We start from the raw sequence: 20,006 nt of genomic DNA on the forward strand, positions 1-20,006 counted from the left end.
CACGACCGATGATTGAATCGACTCAATAAACGGCCGAGACGCTACGGTGCCCCCTCCACACCGTCAACCCTTTGCGCACAAAAGGCGAGAGCTTCACTCAAAGGCGCGCAATGGATCCGTTCCGTGCGTCCACTGGACACCGAGCCGCTGGCGCGCCACCAGCCAGCCGCGCCCGGGATCACGGCGGAACTCCCACGCGTACGGGCCACCCATCGCGTACGGGGCAGCGACCGCCCCGGGGGCGGGCCCGCCGACCGCGACGAACCACATGTAGCCGAAGCCCGACGCCCGGTCGCCCGCCGCGCCCCCGTCCACCTCCACCTCCACGTGCAGGTTGAGGATGTGGTGCTGCATGGCGGCGTACGGCGACTCCGCCTCCTCCACCCGCGCCCGGATCGCCTCCCGCCCGCGGATCTCCCCCCACGGACCGAACTCCAGCACCGCGTCCCCGGCCCAGCAGGCGCTCCACGCCCCCCAGTCCCCGCGATCCAGCGCCCGCCACCCCCGCAACAGCAGCGCGCGTACCGCCTCCTTGTCCTCCAGCACCCCGAGCCGGCGCTCCAGCGCTGCGAGATGATCGCTCACTGGGCACTCCCGGCGGGACGCACGACGATCTCGTTGACATCGACCTCGCGCGGCTGGACGACGGCGTACCCGATCGCGTCCGCGACGGCCGAGGCCGGCAACGCCACCGCCCGGTACGCCGTCATGGCCGCCCGGGCGACCGGATCGGAGATGCCGTCCGCCAGTTCCGACTCGGTCACCCCGGGAGAGACCAGCGTGACCCGCACCCGCCCGCCCGACTCCTGGCGCAGCCCCTCGGAGATCGCCCGCACCGCGAACTTGGTCGCGCAGTACACGGCGGCGGTCGGCGAGACCTCGTACGCCCCGACCGAGGCGACGTTGACCAGATGGCCGCCGCCCTCCTGCTCGCGCATCAGCGGCAGCGCGGCGGCGATGCCGTGCAGCACGCCGCGCACATTCACATCGATCATGCGGTCCCACTCGTCGGTGCGCAGCGCCTCCAGGGGCGACAGCGGCATCACCCCGGCGTTGTTCACCAGGACGTCCAGCCGCCCGAAACGGGCACGGGCGCCGGAGACGAACTCCCGTACGTCCGCGGCGTCCGTGACATCGAGCCGCCGGTACGCGGCGGTCCCGCCCGCGGCGTTGATCTCCCCGGTGAGCGCGGCGAGCCGGTCGGTGCGCCGGGCGCCCAGGAACACCCGGTGCCCGTCGGCGGCGAGCCGCCGGGCGGTCGCCTCGCCGATCCCGCTGCTCGCGCCGGTGATCGCCACCACCTTGGCCGTGGTGCGGGTCATCGCGTCGTCCTCTCCCGGTGGAGGACGAGGTGCTCGTGGTACAGCACGCCGTCCCGGATGTCGCCGGTCGCCGTGAACCCGGTGTCGTCGACGTAGTCGATGTGGTCACCGGTCACCGTGTAGCGGCCGGTGTACGCGCCGCGGCGCGCGCCGCGGGCCTCCTCGTACCGGCCGTCGGCCCGCAACTCCTGGCGGATGTGACCGTCCGCGGTCACCCACAGGCCGACCACGCTCGTGTGGTCCGTCATGCCGGACTCCCTTCGCTGGCTGTCACGGCCCAGCCTGGGGCGGGCGCCCGGCGGCGGCCAGGACGGTCGCTGCCGGGGTGCGGCACACCCAGGCGGGCCCGGCGCGGGCGTCCTAGCCTGGAGGACATGACCGGCGACCGTTCCCCGTCCGGGGCCCCGCGCCCCTCCACCCCGTCCCGCTCCGGTTCCGGTTCCGGCAATCACCTGGGCGATTTCCTGCGGGCCCGCCGGGCGGGCCTGGACCCGCAGGACGTGGGCATGCCGAGCTACGGGCAGCGCCGGGTCCCCGGACTGCGCCGCGAAGAGGTCGCCGTGCTGGCCGGGGTGAACGCCGACTACTACGCCCGCCTGGAACAGGGCCGCGAACGCCACCCCTCCGCCCAGATCCTCGACGCGCTCGCCGACGCCCTGCGGCTGGACACCGACGCCCGCCAACACCTGCACCAACTGGCCGGCACCACACCGGGACAGCGGTTCACGCCGCCCGCCGGGGAACGCGTCGGCCCCGCACTGCGCGACCTCATCGACGGCTACCCCGGCGCCCCCGCGTTCGTCATCAGCCACACCCTGGACATCCTGGCGGCCAACGCCCTGGCCCAGGCTCTGCACTCCCCCTTCGGGCAGCCGGACAACCTGGCCCGGATGGCGTTCCTCGACCCGGCGGGGCGGGACTTCTACACCCGCTGGGACGCCACGGCCGAGGCGCTCGCGGGCCATCTGCGCCAGGCAGCGGGACCCGATCCCGACCATCCGCGCCTGCGCGCCCTCGTCCGCGAGCTGACCGCCCGCAGCCCGGAGTTCAGCCGGCTGTGGAACGCCCACACCGTCCGGGGCAAGACCCGGGCGGCCAAGCACCTCCACCACCCGGACGTCGGCCCGCTGACCCTGACCTACCACGCGTTCGACGTGCGCGAGGCCCCCGGCCGGCAACTGATCATCTACCAGGCGGCCCCCGGCTCCGCCGCCGCACAGGCCCTGACCCTGCTGGGCACCCTGCACGCCACGTCGCGGGGCGCCACGGGCGGCACCGGCTCCCTCTGAGGACGTATCGGCGCGTAAACCGGGTGCGGACCGCCGCGCCGGTGCGCTGTGATGGGCCCATGACGATCGCCTTGCGCACGCCGGAGCCCGAGGGTCTGACCGAGGTCGTGGACGCGCTGCGGGAGTGGCAGGACGACGGGCAGCCGATCCAGCTGCACCCCGGGGACCTGGGCTGGTTCTGGCGGTTCGGGGCACGGGCGACGGCCGCGGCGGTCCGCACCTGGAGCCGGGACGGGCGGATCCTCGCCGTCGGACTGCTGGACGGGCCCCGCCTGTTCCGGCTGACCACCGCCCCGGAGGTGCGCCGCGACGGGGAGTTGGCGCGGCGGCTGGCCGATGATGTGGCGCGCCCGGAACGCGGCGTGCTCGGCCCCGGGACGGCGGATGTCGAAGCCCCGATGGACTCCCCGCTCCACGACCTGCTGGCCGAACGGGGCTGGCGCGCCGGCGAACCGTGGACGCCCCTGCGCCACGGCCTCACCGAGCCGCTGCCGGACCCGGGAGTACGCATCGAGGTGGCCGGTCCCGAGCGGGTCGGCGACCGGGTCGCCGTGCAGCGGGCGTCCTTCGACAGCTCGACCTTCACGGACGGGCGCTGGCACGCGATGGCGGCCGGAGCGCCGTACGCGGACGCCCGCTGCCTGGTCGCGTACGACGAACAGGGCACGGCCGTCGCGACGGTGACGGTCTGGTCGGCCGGCCCGGGGCGACCGGGTGTGCTGGAGCCGCTGGGCACCCACCGCGACCACCGCGGTCGCGGATACGGCCGGGCGATCGCCGTCGCCGCGACGGCGGCCCTGCGCGAACTGGGCTCCTCCAGCGCCCTGGTGTGCACCCCGACGGCCAACACCGCGGGGGTCGCCACCTATGTGTCGGCGGGCTTCCGCACCCTCCCGGGGACCCGGGACAGCCACCGGGAGGCATAGAGGCCGGACCGCTTCATGCGGCCGGTTCGCCATGACGACATGGGTGGGTCGACCCGATCGCCGCGCCGAAAGCCCGGCAGGCGTCACGGGCTCGCGCGGTCCGGCGGTACGCGGCCGGGCCGGGCGTTCTCCGTGCGCACCGTGCGCCTCGGGCGCGGACGGCCGCCGCACCGCCGTTCTCCGTCCGCCGGCACGCCGCCGCCCGTGGAGGCGCTGGAGTTCCGTGGGGGAGCGTGCGGTGCTGCCCTCCCGGGCCCGAGCCGAGGGTCGGGGTCGGACGGCAGGATCCGGTCCGGGACCGGGCGCCGGGGGAACGCGGCGAACGGGGGACGCCGGAAGAGTGAATGCTCCTGATGGCCCTTTCTGGAAGGCCCGTTCCCGGTAGCTACCCAACAGAGATGGCCACGTCGGCGTGGGGCTTGTGTCTCCCGGCGTTCCGCCGCGGCGCGTGGGCTTCGCGCTCGGTTCATGTAGCGAGCCTCCTACGGGTGGCCCCGTCGGCCAGAGGTCAGAAGAGTCTTTCCTTCTCGGACCATTCGGCGAAGCCCCCGGGCCCGAAGGGGAGACGGTACTTGCTCACGATCAGGTCATCTGCGACCGCGGAAACCAGCGGAACCGTGAGAAGTCCGGCGCGGACGCCATCACACAGGAGTCCCAGTGTCCGACGCAGTGTCACAGGGCGGCCCCGGGCGGCTGCCTTGGCCACTCGGTCATCGACGACGGCCACGGCCTCCGGCAGGGACTCGGCTAACGCGAGGACACCGCACTCGCCGACGTTGCGTCCGTCCGGACCGACCAGGCGCCGCTCGTAGTGGACGAACGCCTTGAGCTGGACGGGCGTTTCGAGCGAGACGGTCCGGATCCAGTCGGCCTCCAGTACCGAGTGCAGATGATGATGTTGTTGAGCTCCGTTGCGCAACTCCTCCGCGACCAGGTCGGGAATCAGCACGCTGTGTTCCTTCAGCAGGATCTTGAGCACCCCCAGCCACTGCGCCTTTGCGAAATGGCTCAGCGGCCCGGTGTCCAGTACGTAAGCCGACTCGGGCTCAGTCACGACGTCACTTCCCAGATCTCCGCCTCCGGCGCGTGAGGCAGGTCGGGCAGCGAATCCCGGTCGAAGTTTCCACGGAGCAGCCCAAGAGCGCGTTCCGCAGTGATGGTCTCGCGCCGGTAGAGCTTCAGTACGCCCTGCTCGTAGGAGCGCGGCAGGGCCACTGGTGCGAGTTCGTCCCGGACGACCAGGTTCTTCTCCACGATGTCGGCCTGCTTGGTGTTCACCCGGCGAATGTCGTCCGCCTGGTGCTTCTCCACCAGGCCGATCTCGGAAAGTCTGCGCGCCAGCGTCGCCATGTCGGCTCCATAGTGGCTGGCGGCGCGCACTGCGGCATCTCGCCATGTCTCATCCGCTGTACCGAGCCAGGCCGCCCAGCGCTGCCGGAGGTCATCGCCGGGCAGGAGGAGAGCGCGTGCGAAGCGGTCCAGTCTCGCTTCGAGGTCATGAGCCTGGGAGGTGGCGATCCGCCAGTCCAGCGAGAACTGGTCCGCGATCAGGTAGTGCCCCAGTTCGTGGGCGGCGGCGAGGCGCCGCCTGCCGACCCGCCAGTGTCCGTTGACGAGGGCGATGCCACCGCGCCTCAGAAGTACCGTGCCGGCATCCGCTCCCTCGCCCAGATCCATCGCGAACAGGAGCAGCCCTACACGGGCGACCAGCCCGGAGAGGTCGTGGGCCGGTTGCTCCGGCTCCAGGTCGAGCAGTTGCCGGGCCGAGGCGGCAAGCTTCTCGGCTTCTTCCGCCGTAGCGGGTCGTGGCAGGGTGTCGGGTTGGCCCTTCACGAGATCGGGACAGTGGTCCGTGACGAACTCGGCGTCCCGGACGAGCGAGTCGAGTTCGGTGTCGATGGCCTGCACAGCCACCTCTGGCTGGGCTTTTCGGTAGGACGCGAGTGCGGGTGGGGCCTCATCGACGAACCATTCGACGCGACGCCTCAGTTCACGTGCGATCGCCACGAGCTCCACGGCAGCCACGCGACGACTTCCGGACTCGATCTTCGCAAGTACGGTTCGGTCCATGCCGAGGGAAGCGGCAAGTTGAGCCTGAGTGACGCCGAGTTCTCCTCTGGCCTCGGCCACCCGCCTTCCGATTTCCATGTGTGCGAATTTAGCACAGAGGCGCCGAGAGAAGTCGCTCTTTGCATGTGAGTACATGCTTTGGGTGAGTTTCTCCATCGCCGTGTGCGCCGCCACAGTGACGCGAGGGCTCCGCACCAGCTGGAGCACAGGCCCCGGCGCCACTACGTGATGTCAGCGCTCCGGATTGGGGCTGCCCGCCCTCGCCCAGTCTGGGCTTCCATGAGCTGCGGGTCGTGCGCCCGCGCGAAGCGGCGTGGACATGCGGCCTCCGGGGCCGGACGAGTCATGTCCCGGCTACCCGCCACTGTCCCCTTCAGCGGGAGCCGGGCGAGGCGATGCGGCGGTAGGTGTCCTCCAGCATGGTGTGCATGGACATGCGGAAGATCTCCGCCTGGTGCTCGGGTCCCACGAACGCGGTGTGGCCGAACACCTCCAGGACGATGAGCCCGTGCATGTGTCCCCACATGCTGAGCAGCAGCGATGTCGCGGGCGTCGGCAGGACGCCCGCGCCCAGAAGGTTCAGATGGGCGCGGAGTTCGGGTGACAGGGGCGGGACATCGGCCGCGGCGAGCTGTTCCGGGGTGAAGCCGCCGAACAGTTCGTGCTCGAAGATCGCGCTGATCCGGCGCACCGCCTGGGTGGTGGGCCCCTCCGGTGGCGCCGCGTAGCCGCGCAGCGGTGTCCCGTACAGCAGCTGGAACAGCTCAGGGTGGGTGAGGGACCACCGCCGGTACGCCTCGACGCCGGCCAGCACGCGGGCCACGACCTCGCCCTCCGGCACGGAGTCGACACCGGCCCGCACGGCGTCGCCCAGGTCGTCGTAGGTCTTGGTGATGAGCCCGGTGATCAGGGCGTTCCGGTGGGGGAAGTAGTGGTAGAGCGACTGCACGCTCATCCGGAGATCGCGGGCGATCCCGCGCAGGGACAGACCTTCCGGCCCCTTCCGGATGACCTGGCGCTCGGCGGTCTCCAGGATTTCCCGGGTGGCGGTGGCCCGCCGCCTCTCGCGCAGGGAGAGCGGGGGATGCGCGTCGTCGTCTGCGGGCATGCGGTGACCCTATGCCGCTCCCGCCGGGTGACAAATGTGCGGGGGTGTCAGGGAAATCTGACACTCCCGCATCCGTGTCCGGCTCACTAACGTCGTGCCGGCGACGAGGAGTGCGTCACCGCACCCGCCTGTGATCAGGGCGAAGTGCCCCCGCGGAGCACCCGGTCGGTTTCCCCGCAGTCACCCCGCTGCCCTATCCCGATTCACCAGCCCGATTCACCAGCCCGTTTCACCCTGCGCGCTTCCAAGGAGAATGTACGTGTTTGACCGTATAGCCGAGCTGGCGATCCGCCGGCCCCGGCTCGTCCTCATCGCCGCCTTCGTGGCGGTGCTCGTGATGGGCGCCGTGGGCGGCGGCGCCTTCGAGAAACTGCGGGGCGGCGGGTTCGACGATCCGGCGTCCTCCTCCACCCGGGCCGGGGAGCTCATCGAGGAGAAATTCGGCGGAGGCACCAATCTGATCCTGCTGGTCGGCGCCCCGGACGGGGTCGACGACCCGGCCGCCAGGGAGAGCGGCGAGGCGCTGCTGGCCGAACTGCGCGCGGAGGAGCACCTCGCCAACATCGTCTCCTACTGGGACACCGGCAGCCCGGACCTGCGCTCGCGGGACGGCAGGGGTGCCATCGTCCTCGTCCATGTGGCGGGCGACGAGATGGAACTCCAGGAGAACACCGACGCCGTCATCGACACCTACACCGGCACGTACGACAGCACGCTGACCGTACGCGCCGGGGGCGCCGCCGCCGTGGGCTCCGACATGTCCACGCAGGTGGTCGACGACCTCATCCTGGCGGAGATCATCGCCGTCCCGCTGGTGCTCCTGCTGCTCCTGGTCGTCTTCGGCAGCGTCGTCGCGGCCCTGCTGCCGCTGGTCATCGTGATCATCGCCATCGCCGGAACGTTCGCGCAGCTGACGGTCCTCGGCTCGATCACCGAGGTGTCGATCTCCGCGACCAACCTGACCACCGCACTGGGCCTGGGACTTGGTGTCGACTACGCGCTGCTGATGACCAGCCGGTTCCGCGAGCAGCTCGCGGCCGGGACCCGGGTCGAGGACGCCGTGCGGCAGACGGTCGCCACGGCGGGCCGGACCGTCGCGTTCTCCGCCGCGACGGTGGCGGCGGCGCTGGGCACCCTGCTGGTCTTCCCGCAGTACTTCCTGCGGTCGATCGGGTACGCCGGGGTCGGGGTCGTGGTCATCGCCGCCGTCAGCACCCTGTTCGTCATGCCGGCGCTGTTCATGGTCCTGGGGCACCGGGTGAACAAGGGCCGGATGCCCTGGGCGAAGGCGGGGGTCCGCGACGCGGGCGGCTCGCTGTGGGGTCGGCTGGCCCGTACCGTCATGCGCCGTCCGGTGCTCACCGCGCTGCCGGTCCTCGCGGTGCTGGTGGCGGCCACGGCCCCGCTGCTCGGCATCACCTTCGGCGTCCCCGACGAGCGGGTGCTGCCCACCGGTGCCGAGAGCCGTCAGGTCTCCGAGGCGCTGCGGAACGACTTCGACGGCAACGACGACGCCGCCGTGCACGTCGTCATCGACCGGGGCGTCGGCCGGGACGAACTGGCCGCGTACGCGGTCGAACTGTCCGCGCTGCCCGGCGTCGTCCGGGTCGAGACCAGCGCGGGCGCCTTCACCGAGGGGGAGCCCGCGGCCACGGCCCCCGGCAACCCCGGTCTCGGCCGCCCCGACGCGGAACGGATCACCCTGGTGAGCGGGCTGGCCCCGGCGTCCGACGCCGCGCAGGACCTGGTCAGGGAGGTCCGCGCGGTGAGCGGCCCGGACGGGTCCCAGCCGCTGGTCGGCGGCTCGGACGCGTCCCTCATCGATTCCAAGGACTCCATCGGCGAACGGATCCCGCTCGCCCTGGGCCTGATCGCCGTCACCACCTTCATCCTGCTGTTCCTGTTCACCGGCAGCGTCGTGCAGCCGCTGCGCGCCCTGGTCCTCAACATGATCACCCTGGGCGCCACTCTCGGCGTGATGACCTGGATCTTCCAGGACGGCAACCTGTCCTCGCCGCTCGGCTTCACCCCGCAGCCGATGGAAGTCGCCATGACGGTGCTGATGTTCTGCATCGCTTTCGGCCTGTCGATGGACTACGAGGTGTTCATCACCAGCCGGATCAGGGAACTCCACGACGCCGGCGCGGACAACGAGACGGCCGTCGCCGACGGCCTCGGGCACACCGGCCGCATCGTCACCGCCGCGGCCCTGCTGCTCGCGGTGAGCTTCTTCGCCTTCGGCACCTCGCAGATCAGCTTCATGCAGATGTTCGGCCTGGGCAGCGGGCTGGCGATCCTGCTGGACGCCGTGGTGGTGCGCGGCGTGCTGGTACCGGCCTCGATGCGCCTGCTGGGCCGCTGGAACTGGTACGCGCCGGGGCCGCTGCGCAGGATCCACGCCCGGATCGGCCTGCGGGAGGGCGGCACCGCGCCGGAGCAGGCCCCGGTGGAGAAGGAGACGGCCGGGGTCTGAGCCGGTCAACGGCCCCGGGTCCGCCGGACGTCCGCCCCCGCCGTACCGGGGGCGGACGGGTTCAGGGCGGCGGACCCGGGACACCGGGCGGCACCCTCCCCCGGGGTGCCGCCCGCTGTCATCGCGCGACCCAGCCGCCGAAGGTGTTGACGTTCTCCTCCCCGGCACGCCGCACGGTGAGCGGGCGCCGCGCGCCGCCGGCCCTCGTCCCCTCGGACCTCATGTCCACGGGCACCGGGTGATGACCGCCGATTTCTGGCCTCGCGCGGATATTCTCTGCCGCATGGTCGTACCCACCTCGTCGGCTCGACCGTGCGCCCGGCGTCCACACCGTCGTCCCGCTTCACGGCCACGGGCACCCCGGCCAACCCACCGTCGCCCGCCGGACGTGCGACCCGGACCCGGCGGTCCGGGCGTACGACCCGCGTCCGCCGGCCCGCGCGCCCCGCACCGGCCCGCCCGGCACGCTCACCCCGGCACCCGCCGCTGCCGGCCGGTGCTGCCCCCGTACCGCCCGGCGAGGGCCCCGCGCACCCCGTTCACCGAAGGAGCCCCCGCCCATGCCCGCTGAACTGGTGCTCGGCACCATGACCTTCGGCGACACCGTCGACGCGGCCGGAGCCGCCGCCATGCTCGATCTCGCCGAGGAAAGCGGCATCACCCAGCTGGACACCGCCAACGTGTACGCGGGCGGGGCCTGCGAGGAGATGCTGGGCGAGCTGCTGGCGGCCGGCGGGCGCCGCGAGCGGTTCGCGGTCGCCTCCAAGGCGGGGATGCCGCACGAGGACGCCGCCGGGGCCGCCCCGCTGTCCGCCGGCGCGCTGCGGCGCAGCGTCGAGGGCAGCCTGCGGCGGCTGCGCACCGATCGCCTCGACCTCTTCTACCTGCACAAGCCGGACCGGGAGACGGAGATCGCCGAGACCCTGGACGCCCTCGCCGCGCTGGCGGCGGAGGGCCGCATCGGGGCGGTCGGTGTCTCCAACCACTCCGCCTGGCGCATCGCCGAACTGCGCGCCGAGGCCCGGCTGCGCGGCGCCCCCGTCCCGGGGGTCTCGCAGTCGCTGTACAACCTGATCGCGCGGCGCGTCGAGGAGGAGTACGCGGAGTACGCGGCGTCGGCCGGGATCTCCACCATCGTCTACAACCCGCTGGGCGGCGGGCTGCTGACCGGGCGGCACCGGTTCGGGGAGCCGCCGGAGCACGGAAGGTTCCGGGACTCGCGGCTGGCGGCGATGTACCGCGAGCGGTACTGGGACCGGCGGTTGTTCGCGGCCGTCACCGAACTGACGGTGGTCGCGGACGGGCTCGGCATCCCGCTGCCCGAACTGGCGCTGCGCTGGCTGGTGGACCGGCCGCTGGTCAACGGGGTGCTGATCGGCGCCTCCACGCCCGGCCAGCTGCGCGCCAACATCACGTCGGCCGGGCGCGGCCCGCTGCCGGCCGAGGCCCTGGACCGCGTCGACGCCGTCTGGCACACCCTGCGGGGCCCGGCCCCGGCGTACCACCGCTGACCCGTGGGCACGCGCCGGGTGGCCCGGACGTGCCGGGGCGCCCGTAGGGAGGCCCGGGGGCCGGTGGGTGTCAGTCCACGACGATCCCCGGGTAGCAGTGCCCGTGGTGCCAGTCCGGCCGGATCGGGTAGCCGCAGTGGCACCGCGCCGGCCGGGCGTCGAGCCCACGGGCGCGGCGGCGCAGCGCGATGAGCAGCGGCTGCCGTTCCAGCCAGGCCGTCGCCCGCTCCTCCCGGCGCAGGCCGAGGGCGTCGGGCGCGATGCCCAGGTGCTCGACGAGCAGATGCACGATCTCGTCGGCCTGCCGCAGGACGAACCGGGCGACATTGCGGCAGTAGGCCGGTGACATGCTGTCGAGGCGGTAGCGGTTGTTCTGGGCGTCCTGCCATATCTCGTCCTGGTTGAGCAGCACCACCCAGTGCTCCTCCGCCATCCAGGTCCGCGGGGCCGGCTCGACGGGGATGCCGGCGGCCCGGTCCTCGGCCGCCTGCCGGGCCTTGAGCGCGTCCCGCAGATCCTCGCCGAACCAGGAGGGCCGCACCCCGACCAGCCGCCGGTAGTACCCGATCGCCTCGTCCGCCGCCGCCCGTGCCACGGCCGGTTCGTGCCCCGCGTGGATCCGGGACCACGCGGACCGTCGCAGCGCACGGGCCAGTTCCGCCTCGTACGTCCGGGGGCTGGTGGCGTCCTCGGCGGTCTGCGCGAGCCGCCGCCGGTAGAGCGTGACGGCTTCGTCGCCGGCGTTCAGGCCGTCCCGCCAGCGGCCGGACTCGGGCAGGAAGCGGCTCAGATCGTGCAGTACCCGGGCCAGTTCGGGTTCGAACGCGGCGGGGTTGGCCTCGGCCGCCCGCCGGAAGATGCCGGCCGACTCCTCGGCGGCGGCCACCCCCTGCGGGCGCTGCCCGGCCGACCAGCACATCACCGCCAGGTTGCCCAGCAGCTGCGCCAGGTCGGACTCCTCCACCGTCATCGCCCGGCCCAGTGCACCCCCGGAGGGGCCGCCCGCCATCCGCTGCCGCAGGATGTCCACCGCCCGCTCGACGGCCTGCCGCCCGTCCGCCCACCGCCGGTGACTCCACAGCAGGGCGCCGAGGTTGCCCAGGGAGATCGCCAGCGCGGGCTCGTACTCCGAGGGGTCCGAGGCGGCCAGCCGCTGAAAGGTGCCCACCGCCCGTTCCATGGTGGCCAGCGCCTCCCGGCCGCGCCGCTGGCGCAGCAGCCCCTGGCCCAGCTGCGAGAGCGAGACGGCGAGTTCGGGTTCGTACATCACCGGATCCGCACGGGTCAGCCGCCGGTGCAGCGCGACGGCTTCCCGCGCCGCCCGTACGCTCTCCGCCCGGCGTCCCGCCCGGCCCGCCTGTTCGGCCAGCTGCCCCAGCGCAGCGGCCAGCTCGGCCGGGTCCGCGTCCGGGTCCGCCGTCTGTCTCAGCTCCTCCACCGCCCGGCGGCTGGCGGTCAGTGCCTCCTCGCGCCGGCCCGCCCGCGCCAGCCGGAAACCCAGCTCCTGAAGCACCAGGGCCCGCTCGCGGGGCGTTCCGGCGGCGGCCAGCCGTACCGTGCTCAGCCGTTCGGCGAACGGCGCGATGCCCGCGTCGAGATCGAGCTGCCCCAGCTCGGGCAGGGCGCCGCCCACGGCCTCCAGCACCGGAGCGGCCAGCTCGACCTCGGCCAGCGCCCCGAGCGCGGCGCCGCCCGCGTCGACAGCCAGCGCCGGGTCGGCGCCGAGCAGCTCCGCCAGCACCCCGGCCACGTGCGGCCAGCGGCGCGGCGCCGCGGCGGCGGCCAGGAAGGTGAGCGCCCGCCCCGCGTACCCCGGTGCGGCACCCGCCGGGTCACGGGCCAGCAACCCCCGCACCGCGTCGGGTGCCCAGGGCTCCCCGGGATCGCCGCCGACCGGGTGGCCGGGGAGGGTGAGCGCCAGAAAGTCCTCGGCCAGCCGGTCCGGGTACAGCGGTTCGAGGACAGCTCCCGGCTCCCCCGGCGGATAGCAGGCGCGGTGATCATCCAGCAGCCGGCCGGCCGACTCCGCACCGAAGCCGAGCCGCCCCAGGGCCGCGACGCCGTCCGCGTGCGGGGCGGCACCGGTCAGCACGGCCGTGAACACCGCTCGCCGCAGCTCGCCCGGCGGCGTCGGGTGGTCGAGACCCTCGCGGTGGTTCTCGTACCGGCGGCGCCAGTGCGCCGCTTCGCGGTGCAGGAGGTACGCGGACAGGCCCGCCATGTCCCGTGGGGGTGCCAGGTCATCGGCGCGGGCGTACGCGTCCACGGCCACCAGCGCGGCCATGTGCAGCGCCAGCACCAGCCCGAACTCCGGTCCGTCCAGCGGTCCGGGCGGCTCGACCGCGCCGGGGTCCCGGAGTCCGTAGCGGGCGGCGAAGCAGTCCCGGGCCGTGCGGAACATCGCCTCCCGCCCCTCGTCCACCGGCTCCAGCGCCAGGTCCCGGGTCCCGGCCCACCGTTCGCCCCCCTCCAGCGCGCCGCGCACGGCCGGCCAGGCGGACGCGGAACGTGCCAGCAGCAACACCCGGGTGGGCAGGGGCAGATCCAGCAGTTTGTTGCTGAGCAGCCAGGTGAGGTGGGTGAGCGGCCAGCGGTCGGCGTAGTCGACGATCAGCAGCAGGCCGCGGGCGCCGGGCCCGGGGCGTACGTCGTGGCTGCCGGGGGAGGGCACGAGGGTGCCCGGGCCGTGGGTCGCGGTGACCACCTTCCAGCCGGCCGCCGCACTCTCGGCGGCGACCTGGGCGGCCAGCCGGGACTTGCCCTGCCCGCCGGGGCCATGCAGCCACAGCACGGACAGCTCCTCGTCCGTGTCACGCCAGCCGGCCAGGGCGGCCCGCTCGGGCTCCCGGCCGGTGAAGTCCACCACCTCGTAGCGGGAGTTGAGCAGCCGGCTCGGCTGCCCCGGCGGTACGCGGCGGCCGGCCGGGAGGGCGGCGGAGCGGTACTCCGCGAGCAGGTACACCGGGCCCCGGTCGGCGAAGACGTGCAGGTCGGCGCCGACCACCCCGTAGCCGTAGCCGCTCTCGACGTGGAAGACCTGGCGGCTCACCGCTCGTCGCGGTGGTACACGTGGACGTCGCCGCCCTGCGCCACGTAGGCGCTGCTGTTGTCGTGCGTGGTGACGTGCTGCACCTGGCCGCGGATGTCGGCGGCGACCCGGTCGCGCTGGTCGGTGGTCAGCGCCGCCGAGATCTCCCCGATCAGCTCCCGCAACTCCTCGGCGGCCTCCGGATGCCGGCGCAGCAGATCCTCGAACTCGTCCTGCCAGAGCGGGGCGAGCCGCGCCCGCGCCTGCCCGGCATCCTCGGCGCGCCCCACCCGGGCCGCCGACCGGTCCAGCTGCCCCTGGATCTGGGTGACTTCCTCGTCGTCGTCGGCACCCCGCCGGAACAGCCGCACCACCCCGTCCCGGGCCACCTGCCACCCCTCGGTGGCCATCGCTCCGACGACGGTGGCGCCCCCGGCGATGATCAGTTCCTCCAGCACGTTCTCCCCCTCCTGGTCGGTTCCCCCACCCTTACCCGGGCGGGCCGCCCGCGCCACCGCCGATTGTCAGTGGCTGCGGCTAGGTTGCGCGGTGTCGGATCACGTACGCAGGTACGCCCGCGAACCGGCCCGTCGGGGGGCGGGCCGGACGGGGGACCGGCGCCTGGGTCAGGGGGAGACGGAGAAGAGGTACGGGCCGGCCTCGCCGACGACGGCCAACTCCTCGCCGGACGGTGAGAACGCCGCGTCGTGCACGGGGGAGTTCGTCCGCAGCCAGCACAGCGGACGCAGGCTGGCCAGGTCGAACAGACCGATCAGGCGCGGATTGGCGATCAGCGCCAGGTGGGTGTCGTCGGCGGTGACGCGCCGGATGTGCTCGATCGGCGGCGTGACCGGGGCGGAGTGATCCGCGACCCAGTGCGTCGCGGAGGTCTGCGGTGCGGCGTCGGTCAGTGACCACTGGGTCAGGCGCGTGGACTGCCCCCGGCGGCCGGCGGCGATGACCCGCTCCCCGCCGGGGGTGAAGCAGAGCGCGGCCCAGCGCCAGGTGTTCTCGGGGAGGGGGAGCGTGTGCGCGCCGAGGTCCGTGGAGACCACCCGCAGGGGCTCCATCCAGCGCGCCACGGCGTAGGCACGCTCGCCGGGGGCGAACTCGACCAGCACGCTGCGGCCGTGGGCCGACTCCCACTCCCGCGCCTCACCCAGCTCCCGCAAGGTTTCGCCGACGTTCCGCTGCGGATCCCGGGGGACCCAGGAGGGCGGATCGGACCGTGCCGGGAGCCCCGTCGACGGAAGGCCGCGTTCGGTCGTGCGCCACATGCCGCCGCCGTCCCGCACGGCCAGCGCCCGGCCGTCGGGGCGCCATGCCGCGCGCCACAGTCCGTGGCCGGCCGGGGGGCGTTCCGCGACGCGCGAGGTCATCGGCCGCCAGAGTTTGAGCGTCTTGCGGTCCAGCGCGGTGGCGATCGCCGTACGGTCCGGCTGCCAGACGACGTTCTCGTTGATCGCGACGAAGTTGCCGGGCTGGACCCCGCCCGGCACGCGGTGCGGTGCCGCGCCCCGGGCGATCTCGGCGTCGTCCGGCACCCGCCACGAGACCAGTTCGGCGGACGGACCGTGGAGTCCCGCCAGGGCCGCGCCGTCGGGTGACCACCAGGCCCGCGTCCGGCACGAGTTGTCCGGATGCGTGAACACTTGCCGGGTACGGGTGAACACCAGCATCCACTGTCCGCGCGCGGTCACCACCGCTGTCGAACCGCCGGGCCGCCAGCGCAGCCCCGCACCGGCACCGCGGAAGTCCGGGTGGCGCCACACCGACGGCGCCCGACCGGTATCCGGATCCGGCCAGTGCAGCAGTGCCCCTTCGGTGTCATGGTCGCCCGCGGCATGGGCGAGCAGACCGTGCGTGGGGTGCCAGTCCAGGGTGTCCCACGCGCCGAGGCCGTCGTCGGGCGGGCCGGGCAGCGGGTCGGGGTCCTTGCCGGACCCCGGCTCCCACCGCTGCACCTCGCGCTCGGACCGGATCACCGCCAGCGAGTTGGAGTCCGGGGCCCAGGTGAATTCCGGCGGGGTGCTGGGGAACAACCCGCGGCCCGGTACCGGAAGGACATCCAGCTCGGCCCCCGTGTGCGGATCGACCACCGACAGCGCGAAGACGACGGTACGGGTGTCCACATCGTCCGGATCCTGCGCGCGGGGCCGCTCGGTGAACCGGTCCGTGTCGCCGAGCAGCGCCAGCCACCGCCCGTCCGGGCTCCAGCGGGCGGCGCTGATGATCGCGCCCGGGATCTCGATCGAGCCGGTCACCTGCCAGGTCCGCGTGTCATGGATCGCGACGGACGGCCCGTAACCGGCGGTGGCCAGCAGCGGCAGGCTCGGATGCGCCTCCATGAACTCGGCGGACCCTCCGTCGCCACGGATGGGCACCGATCGCAGCAGGGTGCCGTCGTCGCGGTCCGGCAGGGGGTGCCGGGCGCGCAGCGGGACGTGTGGTCCCGGCGTCATCGTCAGGGGCCGGCCGCGCAGCCGGCTGTCCAGCGTGACGGCCACATCGGTGGCCGACAGGCCGGGGCCGGTCAGCAGGTGGCTCTCCTGGCGGACGAGCACGGTGAGTTCCCGCGCGTGCTCGTCCGCCGGATGGGTCGACGCGTGGATCGCCAGGTCCGCCTCCAGGGCGGTGGGCCCGTGATCCGCCAGCCGGGCGACCACGAAGCGCATGTCCCGCAGCAGCGCGCCGAGTTCGTCCGGGCGGCCCGCCTGACGCAGGTGGTAGGCCAGCCCCTGCAGGACATCGCGCTCCGGCTCCGGCAGGGCGTGCCAGCCGTCCGCCGGGCGCAGCGCGTCGAGGAGTTGGGCGCTGACCGCCGCCATCCGCTCCGGCTCCGCCCGGCGCAGGGTCTCCCTGGGGAGGTCGTGCATCTGGAGGCCGCCGGGGTGCGGGAGCTGGGCCAGGGAACGGGAGACGAAGCGGCGCGCCTCGTTCCTCGTGCGCAGCGGGTTCAATCCCCACAGCCGGCCGAGCAGCCAGTACGGGATCACCTCGCCCTCGGGGAAGGCGGCCAGGGAGACGTAGCGGTCGCGGGAGTCCGGTCCCGGGAGGTCCAGCAGGCTCAGCTCCAGGGTGCGGGCGATGCCGCGTACCTGCCGGTCGTCGTACAGCTCGTCGAGGGCGGCCGGTCCCGCGGCGTCCAGTTCCCCGATCAGGGCGGCGACCGCTTCGGTGACGGTCATGCCGTCCAGGGTGACGAGGCCGCGCAGCATGGCGAGCGCCAGCGGCCAGCGGCCGATCCGGTCCAGCAGCGGCAGCAGCGGGGCATGGTCGCCGCCGCCGAGGAGGGCGACCGCCTCGTGGTCGTTCATCGCGTCCACCCGGATCTCCGTGCCGTCCACCAGGCCGGGGCGGCGGGTGGTGACGAGGACGGTGAGCCCGTTGGCCCCGATCAGGAACGGCCGTACGTCGTCCGCCTGCCAGGCGTCGTCCACCACCAGCAGGGTCCGTCCGCGCGCCGCCGCGACGGCCGAGCCGAACGCCCCGGACGCCGCGTGTACATCGGCGTAGGTCCGGGCCCGGCCACCGGTGAGCGCGGCGGTCAGGCCGGCGAGGGAGGCCACGATCCGTTCCGTGCCGGGCTGTTGCCCCAGTTCGGCCCAGAGCACCGCGCCCTCGAAGCCGCGTGCCGCCCAGCCGGCCATGGCGGTTTTGCCGTAGCCGCCGCCTCCGGCCAGCACCACGCGGGCGCCGGGGCGCAGCGCCTCGGTGATCGCACGGCCCAGTTCCTCCCGGACGACGAACCGGGTCGGGGCGGCGGGTGCCATGCGCGGTACGGCGGGGGCCGGGGGTGCGCTCTCGTGCAGATGGACGGTGTGGGCCTGGACCACATTCCGGGCCCGGCCCGAGAACTCGTTGCGGCCCTGCGCCCGCGCCCGTCCCTGCGTCTGCTCCTGGTCCCCCTGCATGCGGCCCAGTCTCGCCGGGGCCCGGCGCCGGGACAAGCGTCGCCGGCCGTGCAACCCGGCGCGGCTCCGCTCCGTACTCCCTTTGTGCGAGGGGCAGTCGGCCCCAGTCGCGTGGTTCGGTTGGAGTGGTGATGAACGTACGTAAGCAGCGGATGCGCCGGGTGCTGGTCGGTCTGGCGGCCGGGGGTGCCCTGGCCGTGGCCGGGTGGGGCGTGGCGTCGGCCTCGGCCGCGGACAAGCCCGCGCCGTCGCCCGAGGTGGAGGCCCTGGACGAGGCGCCGGCCGCGCCCGCGCCCGCGCCGGTGGACGAGGCCACCGAGGCGCCGCGGGAGGAGGTGCCAGCGCCGGTCCCGCCGGTGGACGAGGACGGCGACGCCCCGCTGGAGGCGGCCCCCGAGATCGTGCCGGTGCCCGAGGCGGACGGGATCGCCGAAGCGCCGCGGGAGGTGCCGCCCACCGTCGCACCGGCGCCGGAAGCGGCCGAGGCCGGGGAGGCCGCCGAGGCGTGCCCGCCGCGGGACGAGATCACCGCGGCGGACGAGGAGTCCGTGCCGCCGGTCGAGGAGGGATCCGTGCCGGCCCCGGCGCCCGCCGGCTGAGCGTCCCGCTACCGTCCCGCGCCCAGCGCCCGGTTGATGGCCGTCGCCCAGCCGCTGGCGGCCGTACCGAGCCGCGGGCGCGGGACGAGCGGCACCGTGCGGTCGTTGAACTGCACCAGCATGAGTTCGTCGCCGGTACGCACCGGGCCGTCCCCGCGTACCACGCGCGGCCAGCACAGTGCCTCGCCCGGCGCCAGCTCCGTCAGCGGCGGGCTGCCGGCGAGCGGGCGCGGGCCGTGCGGAGTCAGCCGGTACCGGCCGGGGCTCGGCAGGTCCGGGCCGAGGCCGGCCGCGCGCCGCGCGTGCACCAGGATCTGGCTCAGCGGCGGGAGATCGCCGTGCACCGCGCGGGAGGCGGGCAGGGCGGGCAGCAGCTGGGCCAGGATGTGCAGCCCCAGGACGGGCAGCAGTCCGGCGGCCCGCTCGGCGGCGTGGGTGAGGGAGACCGCCGTCTGGAAGCCGGGGTTGATCTCCACCGCCAGTACCCGGCCGTCCTCGGCGACCAGGTCGAGCCCGAACACGCCCCGGTAGCCACGTCCGCGCAGCACCTCGCCGACCCGGTGCGCGGCGTCCCGGGCCGCCGCGTGCACCCCCGGCGGCAGGTCGGCGGGCCCGGCCAGCTGGCCGCCGCACGGGGTGCCCCAGTGCGGGGTCAGCTCCGGCAGCCCCACCAACTGGTGGGAGACGGCGGAGACCACGGTGCGGTCGCCTCCGGCGCAGCCGGTGACGGTGAGCGGCAGGCCGGGCACCAGTCGGCTGAGTTTGAGGCGGTGGCCCTCCCACACGCACAGCGCCCGGGTCAGTTCGGGGCGGCTGGTGACGCGGACGGTGCCCCGGCCGCGCAGGGTGTTCTCGCGGCGCTGGAGGACGGCCTGTTTCCACGGGGCGGGCCAGTACGCGGCGGTGCCGCGGCGGCCGGTGGCGGGGACGAGGACGTGTTCGGGCACGGGGACGCCGGCCTCGGCCAGCAGGGCCAGCGCGTCGATCTTGTCCCCGGCGGTGGCGGTGATGCCGGCGGCGGGGGAGAGCAGCCGGTGCCCGTGGGACCGGGCCCACTCGGCGGCCCGGGGGCCGTGTTCAGGGCCGGGGGCGAGAGCCACCCGGCGGCCGGTTCCCGCGCCGGCCACGGGGTCCGCCGTCTTCCGCGCGGCCTGCCGGGGGAGGACGGCGGGCCGCAGCCAGCGTCCGGTGCCCCCGGTCCCGAAGGCGTGGCTGAGGTAGGGGGAGCGGTCCAGCCAGACGGCCTCGTCGACGAGTTCGCGCAGCAGGGCGAGCCCCGTGTCGGCCGGTACGCCCTCCAGGACGGTCTGTCGCATCGGCCCGGCCACCCCTCTCCCGTCCCCGCCCGGTCAGCGGCCTCACGAATGTAGGCACGCCGCGCCCACCGCCCGGGTCTGTCCCGGAACTTCCCGTGACAAACACCTCGTTCGGATGATTCGGTGGCCGTGCGCCGCCGGAGAACGGGTACGTCTGTTCGATCTCTGGTGCGTCGGGGCGGGGTTGCTCTCGCCGCGTACGGCGGGACGACGCACGCCGTGACCGATTCGTCACGGTGTGGAGGGTGATCTTCGGAGCCTGTTCACGTTTTTTCTTCGTCCTCCCCCGGTCTCGTGCTAGCCTCGGAAACTGGTTGCAGTTGTGGTTCCCAGACGTGAAATGCTCCTGTCGCTTTCCGGGGTCGTTACTCTCGGACCGGTGGGAGTTTTTTTGTTTTTCCGGTTTTCCTCCGGTGGGGCAATCATCGCGGCGACACGCAGCCCGCAAGG

At 73.9% G+C, this 20,006-nt stretch carries 15 protein-coding genes; 5 read left to right on the plus strand and 10 right to left on the minus strand.

The window, feature by feature from the left end:
• Positions 1-93: 93 nt before the first annotated feature.
• The 3 genes from H7827_RS15515 to H7827_RS15525 are packed head-to-tail and all read right to left on the minus strand — an operon-like array spanning position 94 to position 1,570.
• Positions 94-585, minus strand: a complete 492-nt coding sequence (locus tag H7827_RS15515) for a nuclear transport factor 2 family protein (RefSeq protein ID WP_432745851.1) — start codon at positions 583-585, stop codon at positions 94-96.
• A complete protein-coding gene (locus H7827_RS15520; protein WP_432745853.1) occupies positions 582-1,322 on the minus strand; it encodes an SDR family oxidoreductase in 741 nt (246 codons plus the stop codon). Before H7827_RS15520 ends, H7827_RS15515 begins: the two co-directional genes overlap by 4 nt.
• On the minus strand, positions 1,319-1,570 hold the full coding sequence (locus H7827_RS15525; protein WP_432745855.1) for an Atu4866 domain-containing protein: 252 nt from the start codon (positions 1,568-1,570) through the stop codon (positions 1,319-1,321). Before H7827_RS15525 ends, H7827_RS15520 begins: the two co-directional genes overlap by 4 nt.
• 126 nt (positions 1,571-1,696) lie before the next feature.
• Between H7827_RS15525 and H7827_RS15530 the strand changes: the two genes are divergently transcribed.
• Together H7827_RS15530 and H7827_RS15535 are read left to right on the plus strand one after the other, a co-directional pair.
• On the plus strand, positions 1,697-2,611 hold the full coding sequence (locus H7827_RS15530; protein ID WP_432745857.1) for a helix-turn-helix transcriptional regulator: 915 nt from the start codon (positions 1,697-1,699) through the stop codon (positions 2,609-2,611).
• A 59-nt stretch (positions 2,612-2,670) separates the two neighbouring features.
• Positions 2,671-3,537: a GNAT family N-acetyltransferase gene (locus H7827_RS15535; RefSeq protein WP_432745859.1), complete on the plus strand. Its 867-nt coding sequence runs from the start codon at positions 2,671-2,673 to the stop codon at positions 3,535-3,537.
• Between the two features lie 508 nt (positions 3,538-4,045).
• On the opposite strand, the gene H7827_RS15540 is transcribed toward H7827_RS15535, so the two are convergent.
• The 3 genes from H7827_RS15540 to H7827_RS15550 all read right to left on the minus strand — a co-directional run bounded on the left by H7827_RS15540 (position 4,046) and on the right by H7827_RS15550 (position 6,715).
• Entirely contained in the window at positions 4,046-4,591 is a 546-nt protein-coding gene (locus tag H7827_RS15540; RefSeq protein WP_386537146.1) for a hypothetical protein, read from the minus strand.
• Positions 4,588-5,685, minus strand: coding sequence for a helix-turn-helix domain-containing protein (locus H7827_RS15545; RefSeq protein WP_432745862.1), 1,098 nt, complete (start codon positions 5,683-5,685; stop codon positions 4,588-4,590). The genes H7827_RS15540 and H7827_RS15545 overlap by 4 nt, the downstream gene beginning before the upstream one ends.
• Positions 5,686-5,980: 295 nt before the next feature.
• On the minus strand, positions 5,981-6,715 hold the full coding sequence (locus H7827_RS15550) for a TetR/AcrR family transcriptional regulator (RefSeq protein WP_432745864.1): 735 nt from the start codon (positions 6,713-6,715) through the stop codon (positions 5,981-5,983).
• 253 nt (positions 6,716-6,968) lie between these two features.
• Between H7827_RS15550 and H7827_RS15555 the strand changes: the two genes are divergently transcribed.
• Together H7827_RS15555 and H7827_RS15560 are read left to right on the plus strand one after the other, a co-directional pair.
• On the plus strand, positions 6,969-9,188 hold the full coding sequence (locus H7827_RS15555) for an MMPL family transporter (protein WP_432745866.1): 2,220 nt from the start codon (positions 6,969-6,971) through the stop codon (positions 9,186-9,188).
• Between the two features lie 560 nt (positions 9,189-9,748).
• Entirely contained in the window at positions 9,749-10,699 is a 951-nt protein-coding gene (locus tag H7827_RS15560; protein ID WP_432745868.1) for an aldo/keto reductase, read from the plus strand.
• Between the two features lie 70 nt (positions 10,700-10,769).
• Here the strand turns inward: H7827_RS15560 and H7827_RS15565 are convergent, their stop codons facing one another.
• The 3 genes from H7827_RS15565 to H7827_RS15575 form a co-directional block, all read right to left on the minus strand.
• Positions 10,770-13,748: a hypothetical protein gene (locus H7827_RS15565; RefSeq protein ID WP_432745870.1), complete on the minus strand. Its 2,979-nt coding sequence runs from the start codon at positions 13,746-13,748 to the stop codon at positions 10,770-10,772.
• Positions 13,745-14,185 carry a hypothetical protein gene (locus H7827_RS15570; RefSeq protein ID WP_432745872.1) on the minus strand — a complete coding sequence of 147 codons (441 nt, stop codon included), beginning with the start codon at positions 14,183-14,185 and terminating at the stop codon, positions 13,745-13,747. The genes H7827_RS15565 and H7827_RS15570 overlap by 4 nt, the downstream gene beginning before the upstream one ends.
• 168 nt (positions 14,186-14,353) lie before the next feature.
• Complete coding sequence (locus H7827_RS15575; protein ID WP_432745874.1) at positions 14,354-17,641, minus strand: hypothetical protein; 3,288 nt, start codon at positions 17,639-17,641, stop codon at positions 14,354-14,356.
• A gap of 131 nt (positions 17,642-17,772) precedes the next feature.
• Between H7827_RS15575 and H7827_RS15580 the strand changes: the two genes are divergently transcribed.
• Positions 17,773-18,240, plus strand: a complete 468-nt coding sequence (locus tag H7827_RS15580; protein WP_432745876.1) for a hypothetical protein — start codon at positions 17,773-17,775, stop codon at positions 18,238-18,240.
• Positions 18,241-18,248: 8 nt separating this feature from the next.
• Here H7827_RS15580 and H7827_RS15585 read toward each other — a convergent pair whose 3' ends face one another.
• Entirely contained in the window at positions 18,249-19,556 is a 1,308-nt protein-coding gene (locus H7827_RS15585; RefSeq protein ID WP_432745878.1) for an ATP-grasp domain-containing protein, read from the minus strand.
• Positions 19,557-20,006: the final 450 nt, after the last annotated feature.

This window comes from Streptomyces sp. JH002 (assembly GCF_050916115.1).
Taxonomy (GTDB): Bacteria; Actinomycetota; Actinomycetes; order Streptomycetales; family Streptomycetaceae; genus Streptomyces; species Streptomyces xiamenensis.